The organism is Sphingobacterium sp. SYP-B4668 (assembly GCF_027627455.1).
Lineage (GTDB): Bacteria > Bacteroidota > Bacteroidia > Sphingobacteriales > Sphingobacteriaceae > Sphingobacterium.
The window spans coordinates 2283308-2301792 of record NZ_CP115483.1 but is presented as its reverse complement, the minus strand read 5'-3'; the positions used below and the strand labels follow the sequence as shown (position 1 = coordinate 2301792).

The following is an 18485-nucleotide window of genomic DNA, read 5'->3' as shown; positions in this document are numbered from 1 at the left end:
ATGCACAGGTAGGCGTTCTGGTAAACTATTTTATCCAAAAAAATAATACAACTAAAAGACAATAAGACACTTACAATTAAATAGAAAAGCCAAATTAGTAAATGGAGTAGAAAACAATCAGGCGACAAACATACCTATTTTCTTTACTTTTTCCTCAAAATGATCACTATCGACCAGTGCTTTACCTTTCATCTTGCTCTTGTAATTATAGATCGTCTGCAAAGAATAGCGCAAAAATGTGGCTATTTGATTAACGTCCGTTATTCCCAAACGAATCAAGGCAAAAATCCGCAACTCTGTATTCAACTGCCCTTTGTTCAATTTAAAACGTTCCTCTTCTCGAAGCAATAAATTGAGTTCATCTACAAAAGTTGGATAGACCTCTAAGAACGTTCGATCAAAATCCTGATATAATTCCTGTGCATCCCTATCCAATGTAGTCGTCGACGAACTAATCTCCTGCAATCCTGCCAGTTGACCAGATTTAATCTTGCGATTGATATTCCTCCGATACTCATCGAGCTTGTCCAGATATACAGCACATTGGTTAATATAATATCCAATATACTTTTCCCGAATAAGATTGGCTTCATCCAAACGTTGATTGACCGCTGTCAATTGATCATTCGTACGACTAAGCTTCTTTCTGGACGTAGATACGATTTTATTCTGTCGATATAGAAAATATAGCGATAAAATCAATACAAAAGCAAATATGCTAACTGTTATTGCATATAGATGCAAATTTTTACGTTGATGCTCTATCTTTGCTAGATAGGTAGCTTCTATGATCGGTTGTGTTCGTGCTATGACTGCGTTACGAAATCGAGAGTTATAGAAATTAGCATCATCTAAAGCCGCTCGCACATAGTTGTACGCTCTGCTTACATCATTCTTATCATAAAGATGTATTGCCAAGGTGAGTAAGGATTCATTTTCCTTCACGGCAAGTCGAGTGTCGGTGATAGCAGCCAAAATCAGGTATTTCTCCTCTAACTCAGGGTTGTTCAACTCTCGATGTACCATCGCCAATCCCATTGCACTCATGGCATAGCCGTGTGAATTGGGCTCTTCTCCGATAAAGAGCTGTTCCTGGATTTGGGCGGATGTTGAATAATCACCGTCTCCCTTTAGCTTAAAGGCTTTTTCTTTGAGATACATTTCACTTTTGGAATCTAGTAATGCCATTAGCAAATCTCTTGATTTTTTGTTTTCTAACTCATATTTAGCTCTGTATTTAGGACTATCACTATACTTAATGAGGTTTTCATTGTAGCGTATATGGCTCCACCAATATAAGACCTTGAGATGATGAGGTAGAGTGTCATAATCAATCGTATCAAAGATTTCCGCGGCTTGGGTAAACAGGCCGGACATTGAAGCGACAAAAGCAAATCGCAATTTACTTTCCGAAAGATAATTATCGCTTTTCAAAGCACTGGCTATTTGCACATTCCGCTCAATATAAACCAATGCCGAATCACATTTAAACGATTGGTATTCAGAAATGATATCACCGTTAAGTCGATATTGATCATCCAGGAAACCCTGCTTTTTCAATTTCTTCTTTATAGCATCTATGCGCATTTCCTTGTTTAAGGTAAATGCTTCGCGATCTGCAATGGTCTTGTCCAACACCTTCAATAAAGAATCAATAGCTTTAGAAGCGTAGACAGCATGGCAGGAAAAAACAAGACAAAATATGGCTAGTAGTGTTCTTCTCATGGTTCCCCTCACTGGTCTATAAATATGGTTGTGCGCAAATCTACAAAATATATCCATAATGCACTCGGCCTAATCTACGCATTGTAAAAACCAAGGGGTAGTTGCTACATACCGGACAACAGCAATAATGATTGCCTTATAGCACTAAAGAACGAATGCTTATCCAATTTGTCCCTTCCAATCCACTTACCAATTAAGTCTCAGACATAATCTACAACAAATTGATTAAAAAAGATTTACAGACTTACCATCGAATAATGATCTACCAAAGAGTATGAGACGATAGGAACATCCCTTCTGCAACGATAGATTTGTGTCTAATCCAAGAAATAACGTTCTAAATTTAAACCTAATGAACAATAAGCTTTACGCATCCGCCTTCCTAATCTTTTGTATCCTTGGCTTGACGAGTGGACGCAAGAAAACAACTATCGCAGTTGTTGATTTACGATGTGAAAATCTAATCAATCCTCTTGCCATTGACAACACACAGCCTCATCTAAGTTGGAAAATAACACATACGGATGGAAATACGCAGCAAGCCTTCTACCAAATACAGGTTGCATCAGACAGTACGGCCTTGGCGGATAAGAATCTAGCAGATAGATGGGACTCAGGAAAGACTAAATCCTCATCCTCTGTGCTCGTTTCTTATAGAGGTCATCCACTCACATCTAGGATGCATTCTTATTGGCGAGTACGTATCTGGAATGAAAAAAATCAAATTTCTGAATGGAGTACCATCCAGCGCTTCGGCATTGGAATAATCGGAGACGACAAATTGCAAGGGGCATTCATCGGTTTACAGGAGGTACAAAGTCCATTGGTACAGAAAAAATTTCAGCTTTCCAAAGTAGAAACGACATTAATCCATGTCAATGCCTTAGGTTATTTTGAGCTTTACATCAATGGCAAAAAAGTAACTGCAGATGTATTGGCACCTGCGGTCTCGCATCTTGATAAAAGATCCTTGATCAATACCTATGATATCACGAACTACCTAAGGACTGGTAACAATGTTATTGTGATGTGGCTAGGCACAGGATGGTTTAAACCAACCACAGGTTTTGATGTTAAATTTAATGGAGCAGTCGTGCGTGCCCAGATAGATGTATTTCGAAACAAAGAATGGCATACTATCTTACACACAGACTCTTCTTGGAAAGGATCTCCTACAGGATATAGTGACAGCGGCACATGGCGCGCATTATCCTTCGGAGGCGAACGCATTGATGCCAATCTCAACCCCTCTACATTGACCAATAAAAGTATGGATAATCGTATATGGCTGCCCGTTGAAGAGGTGGATATTCCGCTTCATCAGGCAAGTCCACAGATGGTAGAGCCCAATCGTATCACCCAAACTCTTACCGCTAAAAACATCAAACGACTCCAAGATAGTGTCTGGTTAATTGATATGGGAAAAGCAACAAATGGTTGGCTCGAAGTGGAATTCAATGGGCTACGACATAAACAAGAGCTCCAGCTTGAATATTCAGATCACTTGGATAAAGACGGTAACTTTGCGGATCAAGGACAGCGCGATATTTACATCGCAACCGGAACCCCAAAAGAAATCTTTCAAAATAAATTCAATCATCACGCCTTTCAATACGTACGTATTACCAATTTAGCGATTGCCCCCCATCTGAAGGATGTAAAAGCCCATTTGATACACACCAACTTTCAAAACGGCTCCTCTTTCGCCTGCTCAGATACGGACTTGAATGCGATTCACGATATGATTCAATATACCATGCGTAACATTAGCTTTAGCGGCTATCAGGTTGATTGCCCACATTTGGAACGGGCCGGTTATGGAGGTGATGGCAACTCTTCTACAAATACATTCCAAACGATGTATGGTGCATCGCCCCTATTCGCCAATTGGGTGCAGGCGTGGTCAGATGCTATGCGCGAGGAAGGCAGCCTCCCCCATGTAGCTCCTAATCCCGGAGCGGGCGGCGGTGGTCCGTATTGGTGTGGCTTTTTTGTAATGGCACCATGGCGTACCCATGTCAATTATGGTGACGCTAGACTGATAACAAAGTACTATGAAGAGATGAAATCTTGGGTAGGATATGTAGATAAATATACGGTTGATGGTTTGTTAAAGCGCTGGCCCGATACCAAATACCGAGATTGGTTTTTGGGAGATTGGCTAGCCCCAATTGGAGTGGACGCAGGGAACCAAATATCGGTCGACTTGGTCAACAACTGTTTTATAAGTGAGTGTTTTGCAACCCTAGAAAAGATTGCAACAGTATTAGGCCAAACCAAGGATGCAACGGCTTTTGCAACCCGTAGAAGCAGGCTCAATACCCTTCTACATAAAACATTCTTCAATCCATCCGACAACACTTATGCAACTGGCTCCCAATTGGACATGAGCTATCCTATGCTCACGGGAGTAACACCTCCTGAGCTGGTAGCGGTAGTTAAAGCCAAGCTTCTTGCCCTAACGAAAGAAAGGCACAATGACCATATTGCTGTAGGACTTGTAGGGGTACCTATATTGACGCAATGGGCGATAGAAAATGATGTACCAGACTTCATGTACAACATGCTGAAAAAACGGGACTATCCGGGTTATCTTCATATGATAGACAACGGTGCAACTACAACTTGGGAATATTGGAGCGGGGAAAGAAGCCGTATACACAATTGCTATAATGGCGTTGGTACCTGGTTTTACCAAGTGGTGGCTGGAATCCGCCCGGACGAAAACCGTCCCGGCTATCAGCATATGACAATCAAGCCACAAATCCCTAACGGAATCACGTGGGTCAAATCTCACATAGATAGCCCTTACGGAAAAATCGTGGTGGATTGGTCAATCAGAGACCGTCAATTACTCCTAGACATACAACTACCTGTTGGCAGCAGCGCAACCTTTATCGCTCCCGAAAACACCCAAATAGTTATGTGGAACAGAAAGCGCGCGGAAAGTAAACAAACATTGGAGCTAATGAACGGTAAACACACCCTCGTACTGGAGAGACTTCCCTAATCTCCAGTATCTGTATGAAATGGAGCGATCGACCGTCAATACCAAGCAGCTCGAGTAGTAAAATTTAATATACGATTAACATAGAAGATACAACAACTGCGTAGATTTAAAGTGTATAATAAATGTATGAGACAATTTAATACATTTCGATTATGAAAACACTCGCTAAATTCTTCCAAAGGATGGTATTCCGCCTATTTTTGATACAATTCAGTTCATTCTATTCACCACTAAGATCTCATAAAAATTAAATACATAAGTTAGAAATCGTATATTACTGCCTAACTTAATGACAAACCCATATCATAGATGCTTTTAACGAAAGATGCCTTTGGCAAGGATTTTATTTGGGGAGTATCGACTGCAGCATATCAAATCGAAGGCGCTCATGATCTAGATGGGAAAGGTCCGTCTATCTGGGATATATTTGTACAGAAGCGGAATAAAATATTTCAAAACCATAAAGGGGATATTGCCTGTGACTTCTACAATCGCTACATCGATGACCTGCAGTTGATGCACAGCTTAAATATTCGCAATTATAGGTTTTCCATTGCCTGGAGCCGTATACTTCCGAACGGTATAGGTGAGGTAAACCAATCGGGTATAGATTTCTATAATAGACTTATCAATCTGTCACTTGAATTGGGCATCACACCTTGGGTAACACTATATCATTGGGACCTACCGCACAACCTTGAACAAAAAGGAGGCTGGACAAACCGAGACATCAAGGATTGGTTTAGCCAATATGTGGCCATCTGTGTAACCAATTTTGGAGATCGAGTCAATCACTGGATGGTCCTAAACGAACCAACGGTATTTAGCGCTGCTGGTTACTTCTTTGGGGTACACGCTCCAGGAAAAAGGGGCATAGACTATTTCTTAGCAGCAGCACATCACGCAGCATTATCACAAGCTGAAGGAGCTCGGATAATTAAATCACTGCGAAACAACAGTATCGTCGGTACAACTTTTTCCTGCTCCCATGTAGAACCATTTACAAATCGTGAAAAAGATATCATTGCAGCAAAGAAAGCAGATGTACTCCTCAATCGGTTATTTATTGAACCTCTACTAGGAATGGGCTATCCGACCGATGAAATTAAGGCATTAAAACGTATCGAGAAGTACATGAAGCCTAACGATGAAAAGGAGTTAAGCTTTAACATGGACTTTATCGGTATACAAAATTATACGCGAGAAATCATCAAACATGCCCTATTCGTTCCGTTTCTTAGAGCTAAAATAGTGACGGCGAAGCAACGTAAGGTAGAAATGACAGCCATGAATTGGGAAGTCTACCCAGCTTCTATGTACCATGTGCTGAAAAAATTTGCTGCATATCCAAATATCCCGCCCATCCTCGTCACCGAGAATGGTGCCGCCTTCCCAGATAAAGTAGAAAATGGTGGCGTGGAGGATTCTAGACGACTACAATACCTGCAACAAATTATTCAACAGGTACATAGAGCTAAGTTAGAGGGAGTTGATGTAAAGGGTTACTTTATATGGACATTCTTAGATAACTTTGAATGGGCTGAAGGTTATGAGCCTCGGTTTGGATTGGTTCACGTCGATTTCCAAACTCAAAAACGTATTGTCAAATCTTCAGGAAAATGGTATGCCGACTTTCTAAAGTAACGGTGAGTTCCAAAAACAAACCTGTACTTCTCCTTAGAATCCAATTGCAAAAACAGCAACAATTAGGTATTTTAGCCATTGGAGAATAGATGCTAATCCTTTCGTCAATACATACTGACCCGACGTGTTTAATTAAAATAATGGAAGACAATGATGACCTATGAGCAAGCCTATGCATTTATGATTGAAAAGACCCATAGGCACCGAGAAAAGTATAAAGATAGTTATAAAAACATAAAGGCGACTTTGGACTACAAACCTATCACTATTGAATACCCCGGTTACAAAGCCAATGGAGACTATAAAGTGTGGTATCAAACCGATAGCATGCACACCGCAAAGGCATATATGCATGCCGACATCGTAAGGGCCATATATAAACGGACCAATTTGGAAAATTTTGAAGAGTGTATCAATTTTTTGGAATGCCTCTTTGCCAAAGGCTTGAACTGCACAACTACAAATCGTCTAAAGGAGCTTATCTTTTGGCTGACATTGCAAGAAGACCTCAATTATCCTATGCCTAGATACCAAGGGAGAAAACTTCCTTTTCAAAGATATTATGAAGCGATTTTGGCAAAAATGGGCTACTACGAGATAGAAGATATTGTGAGAAGGACCAATAACCATGGCATGGACAAGCCAGATTTATTAACACTTCCGAAGGGCTGGAGGTCCCCTATCTTTTATAATCTGGAAGCTATATTTTGATCCGTAACGATTTTCTTTATATACCCACTATTTAGCCAGTAAGCCTTTTTCTTTTCCCAACGACCAGAGGCCGTTTCCATCAAATCATTGGCATCACGCCCTTTGGGTCGGACGTGGCAAATCCTTCGATCTGCTATCTTGATAAAATTTTCGAAATCATCCCGAATAATCTTAGTCTTGGTATCCTCCCAAAATAGCTTTGCTACCTGCAGATCCGCAGTAGGCATAGTCCAAAAGAAGACCTTCAGGAGACAGGGCTCGCCAACCGCATCTTTTTGAAAAACGACAAAGAAAAAGCGTTTCGACAATACGTGATAAAAATAAGAATCCGACCACTGTTCATCAACGATGTCCTTATATTTAATCTGTTGAAATGACATACTCTCCCTCAACGCACCATTGTAGTCCAACACAATTGTCTTCATCTCTACATCCGCCTTTTCGAACTCCGCGATACGCTTCCCCTTTACTCCCAGAATACGGTTACAAATCACCTTATAACGATTTTTGGCTGAGGGGATTATTTGCAAATCGAAATGGGCCATTAACTCCTGATCCGACCAGCCTAGGTAGGCGTCAAACCGTTCTTGCACCAATTCTTCAAAAGTCTGACCCGGTCTATATTGATCTACGGATTTAACAGCGGATTCCACTTCCTGTAGCCCCGGGTCACGAAATCTAGAATATTCCGGATGAGTTTGCTTATCTTCCCTCAATACATATTCATACTCGTTTTCATCTATAATATGTGAAACATTTCTGAAAGACTGCTCGATTATAAAATTCAAGTATTTGGATTTTAAGGAAAAAGCCCGTTGCATAGCCCGTACAGAAGAAAAAGGCTGCTCACGCATACTATTTTTGCTTGCCCCCTTGGTACAGGCACCCAAATACAAGGTGTCTCCTTCTGACAGTTCGTGGGCTCGTCCTTCCCGTATCTTATTAACAATAGTATTCCAGTCATCGATGATAATCTTGAGATCCTCAACCGGAAACCGCCATAATCGAACAATTTTGAAACAATAGTCTAAAGGGATTTGTTCACCATCATGCAAATAGAAGAGCAACAGAAGTTCCTTGTTTTTAATCCAAAACGAACTAGTCGCAAAAGTTGCCTTATATTCTTCCATATAGTTAATGATATTGAATACCAGACGTTCCTTGGATGACAGTCCCTTTCCAATTTGTTTCAACGGTGTGGTCTTTAGTTCTAGACCAGCTTCTGGAAAGTCTGCATAGGCTGCCGAGTTGGGACTATATTTGAAATACAGCTCTTCTACCATATTCCCGAATCGACCTTTGCCCATACGCTGTAGTGCAGAGCCGTCGTCTATGTCCAATTCTTCACGGAGCGATTTCCCAATCAGTTTCTGCGCATACCGCAATATCGACTCCTTATCCTGTTTATCATAAGGTAATGGAGCTGGTATATGGCTAGAGGTTTTCATATATATTTAAGATAATAAAAAAAGGCTTCTTACGAAACCCTTTTTATTAATGCTTTACCAATTCGTTCAATAATGCCAACCACCAGGGCATTTCCCATGAAGAAGGCACGCTTTACATCTGGAGCCTCTTTGGTGTGATCATCAGGAAACATGTTTAACCGCTCCAACTCTAAAGGTGTCAATCTTCTCAATCTACCCGAAGCTGTCTGTATTACATGCTTAAATCGCGAGGGGGCTGTTCCTCCCTCACCTGTGATGATAGTTCGGGAAGGCTTATCGAGAGCATCGGGGAATATCATGGGCCCCTCTGAATAATTGTACTCAAATCCTGCCGCCTTATTCACACGTAGTTCACTTTTAGCGCCCTTCAAATAGGTCCACTTATCTAAATCGGCCGCATTGATAAAATAATTTTCAGGCACGTCATGCTCATTAATCAAAATATCTTTCAATTGGGTATACGCCCCCGTATAGTCCGGCACAGTCTTAATTGTATATACCTCCCTATTGATCATTACACCCGTATTTTCGAATGCGCTTTCAGCGATCCCCTTATCTTTATTGAAATATGCAGTCACATAGTCCAATGTTCCCGAGATATCAAATCTGCGAGATATACCACTGTCGACTCCTACCGGAAACGCATCGGCCAGCACACCATCTTCTTTAATCCATTTCTGGCTATCAGTATTCGTCAGCTCCTTGTACAGGGTTGAGCTTTCATGATAGGCCATGATAAAGATACGTCTACGACGTTGCGGCAAGCCATACTCCGCAGCGTTGATAATACGCCATTCGACCGCATATCCTAAATCAGATAATGAAGCCAACATAATAGCAAAATCGCGTCCTCGTTGTTTGGCAGGAGACTTAATCAAACGATCTACATTTTCCAAGAAAAGATATTTGGGTCTGTTCTCTTTCTTAAGCCTCAATATATCGTGTATAGACCACCAAAGCACACCTTTTTTACCCTCAATACCACCCGACCTTTTTAATGTACTAGCTACGGAATAATCTTGGCACGGAAATCCTCCTACTAACAAATCATGATCAGGTATAGATTCAAAATCTTCTTCAATAACTGCTGCAATATCACTATTGGAATGTGCGGTCTCTGGAAAACGGGCCCTATAAATATCAGACGCAGGTTGACTTTTGGTCGCTGGCTCCCACTGGTTGCTCCATACCACCTCGTATTTACTAGATGCCTGGGTCAAGCCCAAATGAAAACCACCAACTCCTGCAAAGAGTTCAATTACCTTAATTTTTTTTGCCATATAATCTAACAAAAGTAATGTTATAGTTCTAAATAGTCAACTAATGGAATTGATTAAAATTGTTCAAAAATCTAACTTATTCATAATCCGTATGCTACTTCAAATGTCTAACGACAGTTTTTGTCACCCCCCCTTCATCAGTGGTACAAACGTAAATACAACTTGGCAACACACTAATACAATTAGCAATTTCATAATCTGGGAAAAGTAATTCCAATAAAAACGAATCGCGCCCCCATTTGTTATATTTGCAGTATGTCCACATATGATGCTGATAACGACCGAATAAAAGTACCGCGATTTGAAGAATCTGCAGGATTTTACACTTCTCCTGCTCGTAGCTACCTCATGTCTAAAATAAAAGGAAAGCATTCCAAACCCGAGATGGTGCTTCGGCGTGCACTATGGGCTAAGCATATACGATTTAGAATACATGACAACAAGCTTCCCGGCCGACCCGATATTGCCATCAAAAAATACAAGCTAGCCATATTCGTAGATGGTGAATTCTGGCACGGATTCGATTGGAAAAATCGTCGCGAGCAAATAAAGTCCAACCGTCTATTCTGGATTCCCAAAATCGAACGTAACATACAAAAAGACGTGAAGGTAAACCAGTCATTAAGAGATATGGGGTATACCGTATTTCGATTTTGGTCACAAGATATCTTGAAAAACCTACCCAAGGTCACCAATCAAATTGATCTTTTTTTGGAGACCAGAAGACTATATAAATAAAAGTACGACGTAAAGATACCTCCTAAAAAATCCGCGCCCAGTAATAAAATCTTTTTTAATGTTTTGAAAGAACTCTTTATAAGTATTAACTTACCTTAAAAATAGCAATTCGAACAAATGAAACCAATCATGAAGCATTACCTATCACTGGTTATACTTTTACATATCGCATCTAGCGCTATATCGCAAAATATTAGCAAGCTTCCCAAAGGGCACCTAGTCGCTTGCGGAGAGGATAAAGTTATCGTTGTAGATCCAAAAAAATCAAGTGATACACATACGGAAATCGTTTGGAGTTGGTCAGTTTCTGAAGCTACGAATCTTCCTGAGGAGTATCAAAAGCTACTCATTCCTTTGGATGAGTGCAAGCCTGTAGTTAATAATTCCAAGCTTTTGCTCACCTCTTCTGGAGGAGCGACCATACTATTGGACATCGCTAAACGTAAAGTCGAATTCTACGCCAAGACACCTATGGCACATTCAGTGGATTTACTTCCTGGTAATCGTATCGCAGTAGCCAACTCAACACACAAAGCGGGCAATAGCCTTGAAGTATATGATTTATTAAAACCTGAAAAGGTAATATACAAGGACACGCTCTATTCGGGACATGGCGTGGTTTGGAATACAAAAGACCAGCAACTATATGTATTGGGTTATCTTTTATTAAAAGCCTATTCCCTAAAGAATTGGTACACCGACCAACCCATTTTAACGCTGGAGAATTCATGGGCACTTCCCGATGTCGGTGGACACGATCTTTCTCAAATAAACGCTTCCACTTTTTTGATATCTACACATCATGGGGTTTTCAGCTTTGATCTAGAGAAACAAAAGTTTACACCTTTCGAACCGCTCAAGGACAAACACAATATAAAATCTGCAAATGTATCCCCGAAAACTCAACAATTGATATATACCATTGCTGAAGAAAGTTGGTGGACCCACCATATCTATATGGACAATCCCACAAAAACAATAAACGTCCCAGATATAAAACTTTATAAAGTGAGAATAGCTCTTTAAAAAAGAAAGCTCAACATCGTATTTTATTAATAAAAATACACATGTACACTGATGAGCTCCATTTACTTTTGTAATTGAAGCTCAGATTATCATACTTTCCAATTCAATCTTGGAAGGGAGCAAAGCCATTAAAGCTACACCCGCAATAGCCCTCTAAAGCCCCTAGCGGCATAATATGACTCCGCACCATTGTGATAGATAAAAACACGCCCAAAACGCCAATCGCCAAAAATAGCGCCACCAAGACTTCTTACATTTGAAGGCGTGAGAATCCAACTCGAAGTTTTTGTGTCAAATTTCCCTAGCTTTTGCAATTCATGGTATTGCTCTTCATTCAACATTTCAATCCCCATCTCGTCGGCCATCGCCACAGCGCTATTCTTAGGTTTATGCTCTTTCCTAGATTCTAAAGCCTCATGATCGTAACAAATACTTCTACGTCCTTTAGGGCTTTCTATCGCGCAATCGCAAATGATGTGTTCACCAGTCTTTGTATCATAACCAATAATGTCCGGTTCGCCACCAGTTTCTTCCATTTCATTAAGCGACCAAAGCTTATCGGGATTATTTTCCAGTTTATGCTGAACATCATTCCATACAATTCCCTCGTGACGATCCATGTTTTTTTCAAATCGCTTTTTCAAAATATGGAAAAGCTCTTCAATCCGTTGTGGTGGTATGTCAAATTTTTTCATTTCTATAGGTATTAGATAAATTAGGAAGTTTTCATTCTTCTACTCGCAGGCCTTAGGTACCAAGATATAATCGTAAGCGCTAGAAGCAATATCGAAGGAAAGACATCTGACAGGCCGTCCCCTAGAACAACATGCGAAATAGTCGCGCCCGAACTAACAAAGAAAAATCCAGCATATGCCCACTCTTTAAGTAGTGGGAGTCTTGGCATAAGAACTGCCATCACCCCCAGAATCTTCCATATTGCCAATATAATCAATAAATAACTTGGATACCCCAGATGGTCAAAAGAAGCGACCTCCTCCTCTGTACCAATAAACTGTACAATGCCCGTAGAGAGCATTCCCAATGCTAACCAAGCAGTAAAAACCCAATATAATATTTTTTCTGTTTTCGTAGAGCCCTTAGGCTCAGCAATACCTGTATTCATCATATGTTCGTTTGGTTCATAATTTTCTCAAGAAGGTCGTGTGCCATATTTATGCCAGCAGCAAATGGCATTTGTAATAACTGATCCCTGTCGTTGACCGTTTTGTAAATGACATGTATGGTCAATTGACATCGATCAGTCGTAATTTTGGTGAATTCTAAAAATTCAAGTTGGACCGGAAAAGGTGTATTTTCCATTTCAAAAGTACGTGTAATCTTCTGATTCGGCACGAACTCATGAATGACTCCATTAGCTCGAAACAGCACATTGCCAGCTCGATCTCTTGTCTCAAATTCGTAACTACCATGAGGCCTACTATCCATCTTCAACACCTTATTCCCCATCCATTGCTCCACGAGTTCGGATTCTGTATATGCTTTAAAAAGCAGCTCTACTGGTAGTTCAAATTCGCGAATAATCAGTATTTCTTGCTTTCCTGATTCAGCTTTTACTTTAGTTTTTTGCTCCATACAATTGGTTTATTTGGTTTTATATTGCTGCATCAAAGTTTCCAACTTATTGAATCGGTCCTCCCACATTTGGCGAAAAGGTTCGATAAAGTCAGCAATTTCCTTTATTTTTTTAGGGTTCAGTTGGTAGTAGATCTCACGTCCCTGTGGATCTTTTTCAATCAATTCACATTCCGTTAAAATCTGGAGATGTTTGGATACCGTCGGTCTAGCCGAATCAAAATTTGCGGCAATTGCCCCGGCCGTCATAGACTGAGATGTCAAAAGCAACAATATGGTGCGTCTGGTTGGGTCGGCAATCGCTTGGAATACATCTCTTCTTAGATTCATTACGTAGTCATTTGACTACAAATATAAACGTAGCCACCTAGCTACGCAAATTTTTTTTCAACTTTCTTGAAGCAGTTCAACTTAAATAAACATACAAAAAGAGCTAAATCTTACCTTAAGGAAAACCAAGTCTACACGTTCCGGAAAAACGACATCATGAAATTACCACAACCAAGCCATCATTAATCATTAACATACAAACTGTTAGCTATTATTATATTTATAAAACCCTGTATTGAACAAGACAAAAAGTTGGCCTATTGTCAATATAAAAAATGACGTTGACCAAATATGCGGCGTGAGGAATGATTGGTATCTTTGTTTTTACGCCCGGCTTTCTATTGACCATGCATAGTGTTTGGTAAATAGTAGATGAGGTGCCAGTTACGGATGTCCTTATACTCGAGGGCTTCCTGTTTCTGATTTTTGGACTTATGTTAATAAATACTCATCAACAAATAGAATGAAAATGAAAACTACAATGATTGCGATTTGTGTGCTATTGGGAGCTGCAGTTGTTGTTGCCGCAAATTCACACATTTTTACAAGTAATTCTGTCACGGAAAAACAAACACAAAAAAAAGAAGAAAGTATGAAAAATGGTAAAGAGATTTATTTTGCTGGGGGATGTTTCTGGGGGACAGAGCATTTCTTTAAACAAATCAGAGGAGTACTAGCCACTGAAGTTGGTTATGCTAATGGGAATACGCCAAATCCAACATATGAAGATGTCTCCTATAAAAACACAGGCTACACAGAGACCGTTAAAGTCATATATGACCCGCAAGTACTGGAATTGGGAAAACTAATTGACTTCTACTTCAAAACGATAGAACCCACGAGTGTGAATCGCCAGGGTAATGATGTGGGTACACAATACAGAACCGGAATTTATTATAAGAATGATGAAGATGCACCTCTCATCACACAAAAATTGAGCGATTTAGCCAAGCATTATTCTGCCCCTATAGCTATTGAAAATTTACCGCTTAAGAATTACTATTCTGCCGAAGATTATCATCAAGACTACCTCGATAAGAATCCAGGAGGCTACTGTCATATTCCACCAAATCTATTCGAATATGCTAAAAATGCTAACCCCGCACCAGTATCTGAATATACCAAACCAGATGATACTACGTTAAAAGCCAAACTCACGCCTCTACAATACGAAGTGACGCAAAAGGGCGCTACAGAACGCCCCTTTCAAAATGAATACGATGCCGAGTTTAGAGAAGGCATTTATGTAGATATTACCACCGGTGAACCTCTTTTTGTATCTACAGACAAATTTGATTCTGGTTGTGGATGGCCAAGCTTCTCAAAACCAATCAATCAAGACATCATAGAAGAAAAGGTAGATAAGACGCATGGCATGATACGTACTGAAGTACGCAGCAAAGCAGGAGATGCACACCTAGGACATGTATTCGATGACGGACCTGCTGATAAAGGTGGATTGCGATACTGTATCAATAGTGCATCTTTAAAATTTGTTCCAAAAGAAGATATGAAAAAACAAGGATATGAGAAATACTTGCCTTTATTAGACAAGGAATAAAGATCTATCCGTTACATTTTCCAAAAACGAAAGGTTAAGAATATTGAATTCTTAACCTTTCGTTTTTGTCCTTTATAATCCTCACGGTATAGATAAAGCAAGTTGAATAAAACAACAAGTTCCCTGAACTTGCTCAAAAAGAAATGCGAAGCTTCACGCTCCGCACTTCCAACCTATAAACTTAACTCAATAAACTAGCTTTTATAAGTGAACACACTCATTTTCACTTTTACCATTCTATAGACTGATCCTCGTCAGGAATTTCGGTATTTAAGCGCCGCTGTAACGTTAGCGACCCAGTCACCTTATAGTTGATATCAACATTAGGGACCATTGTGTAATCTGTAAATTTATAATCGATGTTATTGATCGATATATACCGACGAAGTAGATATGGACGTACAGCATCCATCTGTTCGGAGATGGTGTAACTGGCATCCTTATTCACGTTAAACTTAATACTGGGATTGTCAGCACGGAAGCTGACTCCCCCTGTTGCGTTAAAAGTTGCGTAGATTTTGTAATTGCGACGATCTTGCCGCTCTTCGTCTATGTTTCCCGCGTAGAAAAAAATGGTATTCTCGTTTACCACATAACTTTTGATTTCACTTTTAACAATGGGTGTTTCATTTTCGTAACCTTCCATACTTGTTTTGAGAGCCGTTCCACTGTATGTCCCCGAATAATCATTGAACGGATTAATCCGCAAGAGCGCCTTTCTGTAGTGCTTGCGGGGGTTAGCTATGTAATTATAAGAAGCATCTTCCTTAATTGCCAGCGGTAGTACCCACTTATCCACCATGTCAATATCTTTAAGTGTAAAATCTATCGTCATTAAAGCCGTATTCTCTCCGGCTTTCACTTCAACGGTACTAGGCATGGAGAAATATTGGTCATTAAGCTTTCTGTAGTAAAAATCTTCTCGATTTTGGAATCGTTCGAAGTTCAAAACACTCAACGTATCAGAATCTATACCAATATGGACACTCATATTTTTATCATTTATAGCAGATCCACTAACGATTAGTGGTAGCTGAAAAGAGGTCTTTTGATCGCTCTTGTATCGAACATAAATATTCGATACCCCCTCGCTTCCCAATGGGGCTTTAAATGAAATAAAATTTTCAAACTGTTCGTCTTTCCACTCATCATTACATCCACCACAGATGAGTAGCAATGAAAGCAGCCAGAGCTGTATATATGTTTTTTTCATTGGAATATAGTTTTTGTTCATTTTTATTTATTCATTAAGATATTCGCGCTGCGCTAACTACATTACGCCCAAGCGCTTTAATGAATCCGTTTTTTTGCACTCATTTATTGAGATTGTTGAAGCCGTCTTGAATCCAAGTTTCGCTATTTAATCGTTATACGTCCATCCTGGATTTTGTGTCAAACGTTTATTTCGTTTAAGCTCATTATGACTGATTGGCCAAAACCACATCTTATCTGCAAAAGTAGTTTTGAGCGCCCATACCGCCACCGGTTGATGAAAAAGATCACGTTCCTTTCCGTTCATCAGCACATTACATCCATAGACAGGCAATGCCTCTTCTACCGGGGCATCCATCCAGCGGCGCAAGTCATAATAGCGTTGCCCTTCCCCCATCAACTCAATAAAGCGTTCGCGCTTTAAGGATTTACGTAGCTCCGTTTTACTGCTGTATACCGTAGTAGGATAATCAGGTACTCCCCCTCGAATACGAATAGGATGAATACCTCTTTGCATCTCACTGATATTTCGACTGATAGCGTAACTTCCATCACGCCATGAAGGGATATTGTAAGATCCGTCAAGTTCATTCAGCGCTTCGGCATACGCAAGCAGAATGTCTGCATAACGAATAGCAGGCTCGGCTTTTGGAATTACACGTGCAGCGCTTCCTCCTTCATAGGTATCGCTTGGGTGTACGAACTTCTTAACACCAAACCCAGTACGTAACCAATACGCGTTGGACGAATTAAAGCCATTACCTCGATTGTCATCCCGATAATAGAATACCTGTTGATTACGATTTCGTTCCTGAGTTTCATTTAAGAGTGTCCAAAAACTGCCATTATAAGCTACTGAAGCATAAAAACGAGGCTCACGATTTGCATATTGCAGAGATACGCCTTCTCTAAGCGGCTTGTATTTACCTGCATCAAAGTCTTCTTTGCTTACGTAACCTTTCACCCGTTCGGTGCCATTGCCACGACCGATTTCGTTGTCTTTTCCCGGCGCATCCCTTCCATCGTTCATATAATAAGCATCGACTAACTTTTGGGTAAGCCCATGTGTATTCCAGCCTGTAGCCGATCGCGGTAGTTGGTGGATGACCATCGCATCTATCCCTTCTCCTTGCTGATTGTTACCTCTAGTAAATATCAGCTCTGGATTTCCCGACGCTTGCAATGTACCATCAAAAACCTGTGCGTAAGACTTAGCCGGATCAATATTTGCCCAACCAGCTGGCCAACTCTTTTCTGAAAAGTTATTATCCTTTGGTGGTATTACCGTAGCATCTTGACCGGTTTCCTGGATTGGAACCCAATAAAGTTGATACACACCAAGCTCAATGACATCCCTAGCAGCTGCGGCAGCTTTGGCCCATTTCTCCTCTTGATAATCGGCAGAAAGCAAGCGCTTACCTGAATCATCGACTAGTCTTGTGGCAAAGTTGGACGTATTTCCGTTGGCAAGCGGACTTGCAGCATATAGCAAAACTTTGGCCCGAGTAGCCAACGCTGCTCCACAAGTGGGACGAGCGGAGCCATCCTGCCCTCGATTCATGCCTAATTTTTGCATTTCTTTGGCGGCTTGCAACATTTCATTGCTGATATAGGTTGCACACTCTTCATAAGTACTACGCGCGGTAGCGATATTGTCATAGCTTTCGGTATAGTCAATCCCTTCGTCTGGCAACAGTGGAATGGGGCCATACTTCCGAAGCAATTGCCAATATAAGTAAGCCCTTGCAAAACGCGCTTGCCCTCTGTAGTCTTCAATTTCTACTGGACTCATTTCTACATTCATGTACACATTCTGAATGAATGTCGTTGCATTACGAATCCCCCTGTAGCATTGTGTCCAAGTACCTTGCTTATCATTCTCGGTGTAAAGTCCCATTTTGAACATGTTGTAGGAGAGTTCGTTTTTCGAAGGATCATAATCCTTATCCCGATCACCATAGTACATATCGTCCGCAAAATTATGTGGAGTAAGGCCCTTACTCGCCACATCAGCATTGATGCCCTTAAACTCTTCATATACATGCGCTAGCCATTGTTCGGTATAAACCTTGCTTTTGAATACTTTCTCAATCGTTATTCGATCTTTAAAAAATTGGTCCGACTTCAAGTAATCTTTTTTACAGGAAGTAATGATGTGGGTGCAAAGCACAAGTAAGACCACGAAATATATTTTCTTTTGCATCTTT

The 18485-nt window shown here is 40.4% G+C and carries 15 protein-coding genes; 6 read left to right on the top strand and 9 right to left on the bottom strand.

What is annotated here, in order from left to right; translation table 11 throughout:
• Positions 1–117: 117 nt before the first annotated feature.
• Positions 118–1725 (bottom strand): DUF6377 domain-containing protein, encoded by a 1608-nt coding sequence (locus OQ289_RS09735; RefSeq protein ID WP_270090539.1) that lies wholly within the window; start codon positions 1723–1725, stop codon positions 118–120.
• A 352-nt stretch (positions 1726–2077) separates the two neighbouring features.
• Here OQ289_RS09735 and OQ289_RS09730 point away from each other — a divergent pair, with 352 nt between their 5' ends.
• From OQ289_RS09730 to OQ289_RS09720, 3 genes are all read left to right on the top strand, one after another.
• A complete protein-coding gene (locus OQ289_RS09730; protein WP_270090538.1) occupies positions 2078–4735 on the top strand; it encodes an alpha-L-rhamnosidase in 2658 nt (885 codons plus the stop codon).
• Between the two features lie 309 nt (positions 4736–5044).
• Positions 5045–6379 (top strand): GH1 family beta-glucosidase, encoded by a 1335-nt coding sequence (locus tag OQ289_RS09725; protein ID WP_270090536.1) that lies wholly within the window; start codon positions 5045–5047, stop codon positions 6377–6379.
• A gap of 150 nt (positions 6380–6529) precedes the next feature.
• The gene (locus tag OQ289_RS09720; protein ID WP_270090535.1) at positions 6530–7090 is read left to right on the top strand and encodes a hypothetical protein; all 561 of its coding nucleotides are present in this window, start codon (positions 6530–6532) and stop codon (positions 7088–7090) included.
• Here OQ289_RS09720 and OQ289_RS09715 read toward each other — a convergent pair.
• Both OQ289_RS09715 and dcm read right to left on the bottom strand, forming a co-directional pair.
• Positions 7066–8538 carry a MutH/Sau3AI family endonuclease gene (locus OQ289_RS09715; protein WP_270090534.1) on the bottom strand — a complete coding sequence of 491 codons (1473 nt, stop codon included), beginning with the start codon at positions 8536–8538 and terminating at the stop codon, positions 7066–7068. The two genes, OQ289_RS09720 and OQ289_RS09715, sit on opposite strands and share 25 nt — an antisense overlap.
• Before the next feature lie 29 nt (positions 8539–8567).
• Positions 8568–9818 (bottom strand): DNA (cytosine-5-)-methyltransferase, encoded by a 1251-nt coding sequence (dcm, locus tag OQ289_RS09710; RefSeq protein ID WP_270090533.1) that lies wholly within the window; start codon positions 9816–9818, stop codon positions 8568–8570.
• Positions 9819–10073: 255 nt separating this feature from the next.
• Between dcm and OQ289_RS09705 the strand changes: the two genes are divergently transcribed.
• Both OQ289_RS09705 and OQ289_RS09700 read left to right on the top strand, forming a co-directional pair.
• Entirely contained in the window at positions 10074–10556 is a 483-nt protein-coding gene (locus OQ289_RS09705; protein WP_270090532.1) for a very short patch repair endonuclease, read from the top strand.
• A 129-nt stretch (positions 10557–10685) separates the two neighbouring features.
• Positions 10686–11582 (top strand): DUF6528 family protein, encoded by an 897-nt coding sequence (locus OQ289_RS09700; RefSeq protein ID WP_270090531.1) that lies wholly within the window; start codon positions 10686–10688, stop codon positions 11580–11582.
• A 134-nt stretch (positions 11583–11716) separates the two neighbouring features.
• Here the strand turns inward: OQ289_RS09700 and OQ289_RS09695 are convergent, their stop codons facing one another.
• From OQ289_RS09695 to OQ289_RS09680, 4 genes are read right to left on the bottom strand one after another with little or no spacing between them, the layout of a single operon-like run.
• Entirely contained in the window at positions 11717–12277 is a 561-nt protein-coding gene (locus OQ289_RS09695) for a DUF4256 domain-containing protein (RefSeq protein WP_270090530.1), read from the bottom strand.
• Between the two features lie 20 nt (positions 12278–12297).
• Entirely contained in the window at positions 12298–12708 is a 411-nt protein-coding gene (locus OQ289_RS09690) for a DoxX family protein (RefSeq protein ID WP_270090529.1), read from the bottom strand.
• On the bottom strand, positions 12705–13175 hold the full coding sequence (locus tag OQ289_RS09685; RefSeq protein WP_270090527.1) for an SRPBCC family protein: 471 nt from the start codon (positions 13173–13175) through the stop codon (positions 12705–12707). Before OQ289_RS09685 ends, OQ289_RS09690 begins: the two co-directional genes overlap by 4 nt.
• 9 nt (positions 13176–13184) lie before the next feature.
• Positions 13185–13505, bottom strand: a complete 321-nt coding sequence (locus OQ289_RS09680; protein WP_033564620.1) for an ArsR/SmtB family transcription factor — start codon at positions 13503–13505, stop codon at positions 13185–13187.
• A 469-nt stretch (positions 13506–13974) separates the two neighbouring features.
• Between OQ289_RS09680 and msrB the strand changes: the two genes are divergently transcribed.
• Positions 13975–15066 carry a peptide-methionine (R)-S-oxide reductase MsrB gene (msrB, locus tag OQ289_RS09675; protein ID WP_156142799.1) on the top strand — a complete coding sequence of 364 codons (1092 nt, stop codon included), beginning with the start codon at positions 13975–13977 and terminating at the stop codon, positions 15064–15066.
• Between the two features lie 229 nt (positions 15067–15295).
• Here msrB and OQ289_RS09670 read toward each other — a convergent pair whose 3' ends face one another.
• Complete coding sequence (locus tag OQ289_RS09670; RefSeq protein ID WP_270090526.1) at positions 15296–16279, bottom strand: DUF4973 domain-containing protein; 984 nt, start codon at positions 16277–16279, stop codon at positions 15296–15298.
• A gap of 147 nt (positions 16280–16426) precedes the next feature.
• Positions 16427–18481 carry a RagB/SusD family nutrient uptake outer membrane protein gene (locus tag OQ289_RS09665; RefSeq protein WP_033564618.1) on the bottom strand — a complete coding sequence of 685 codons (2055 nt, stop codon included), beginning with the start codon at positions 18479–18481 and terminating at the stop codon, positions 16427–16429.
• Positions 18482–18485: the final 4 nt, after the last annotated feature.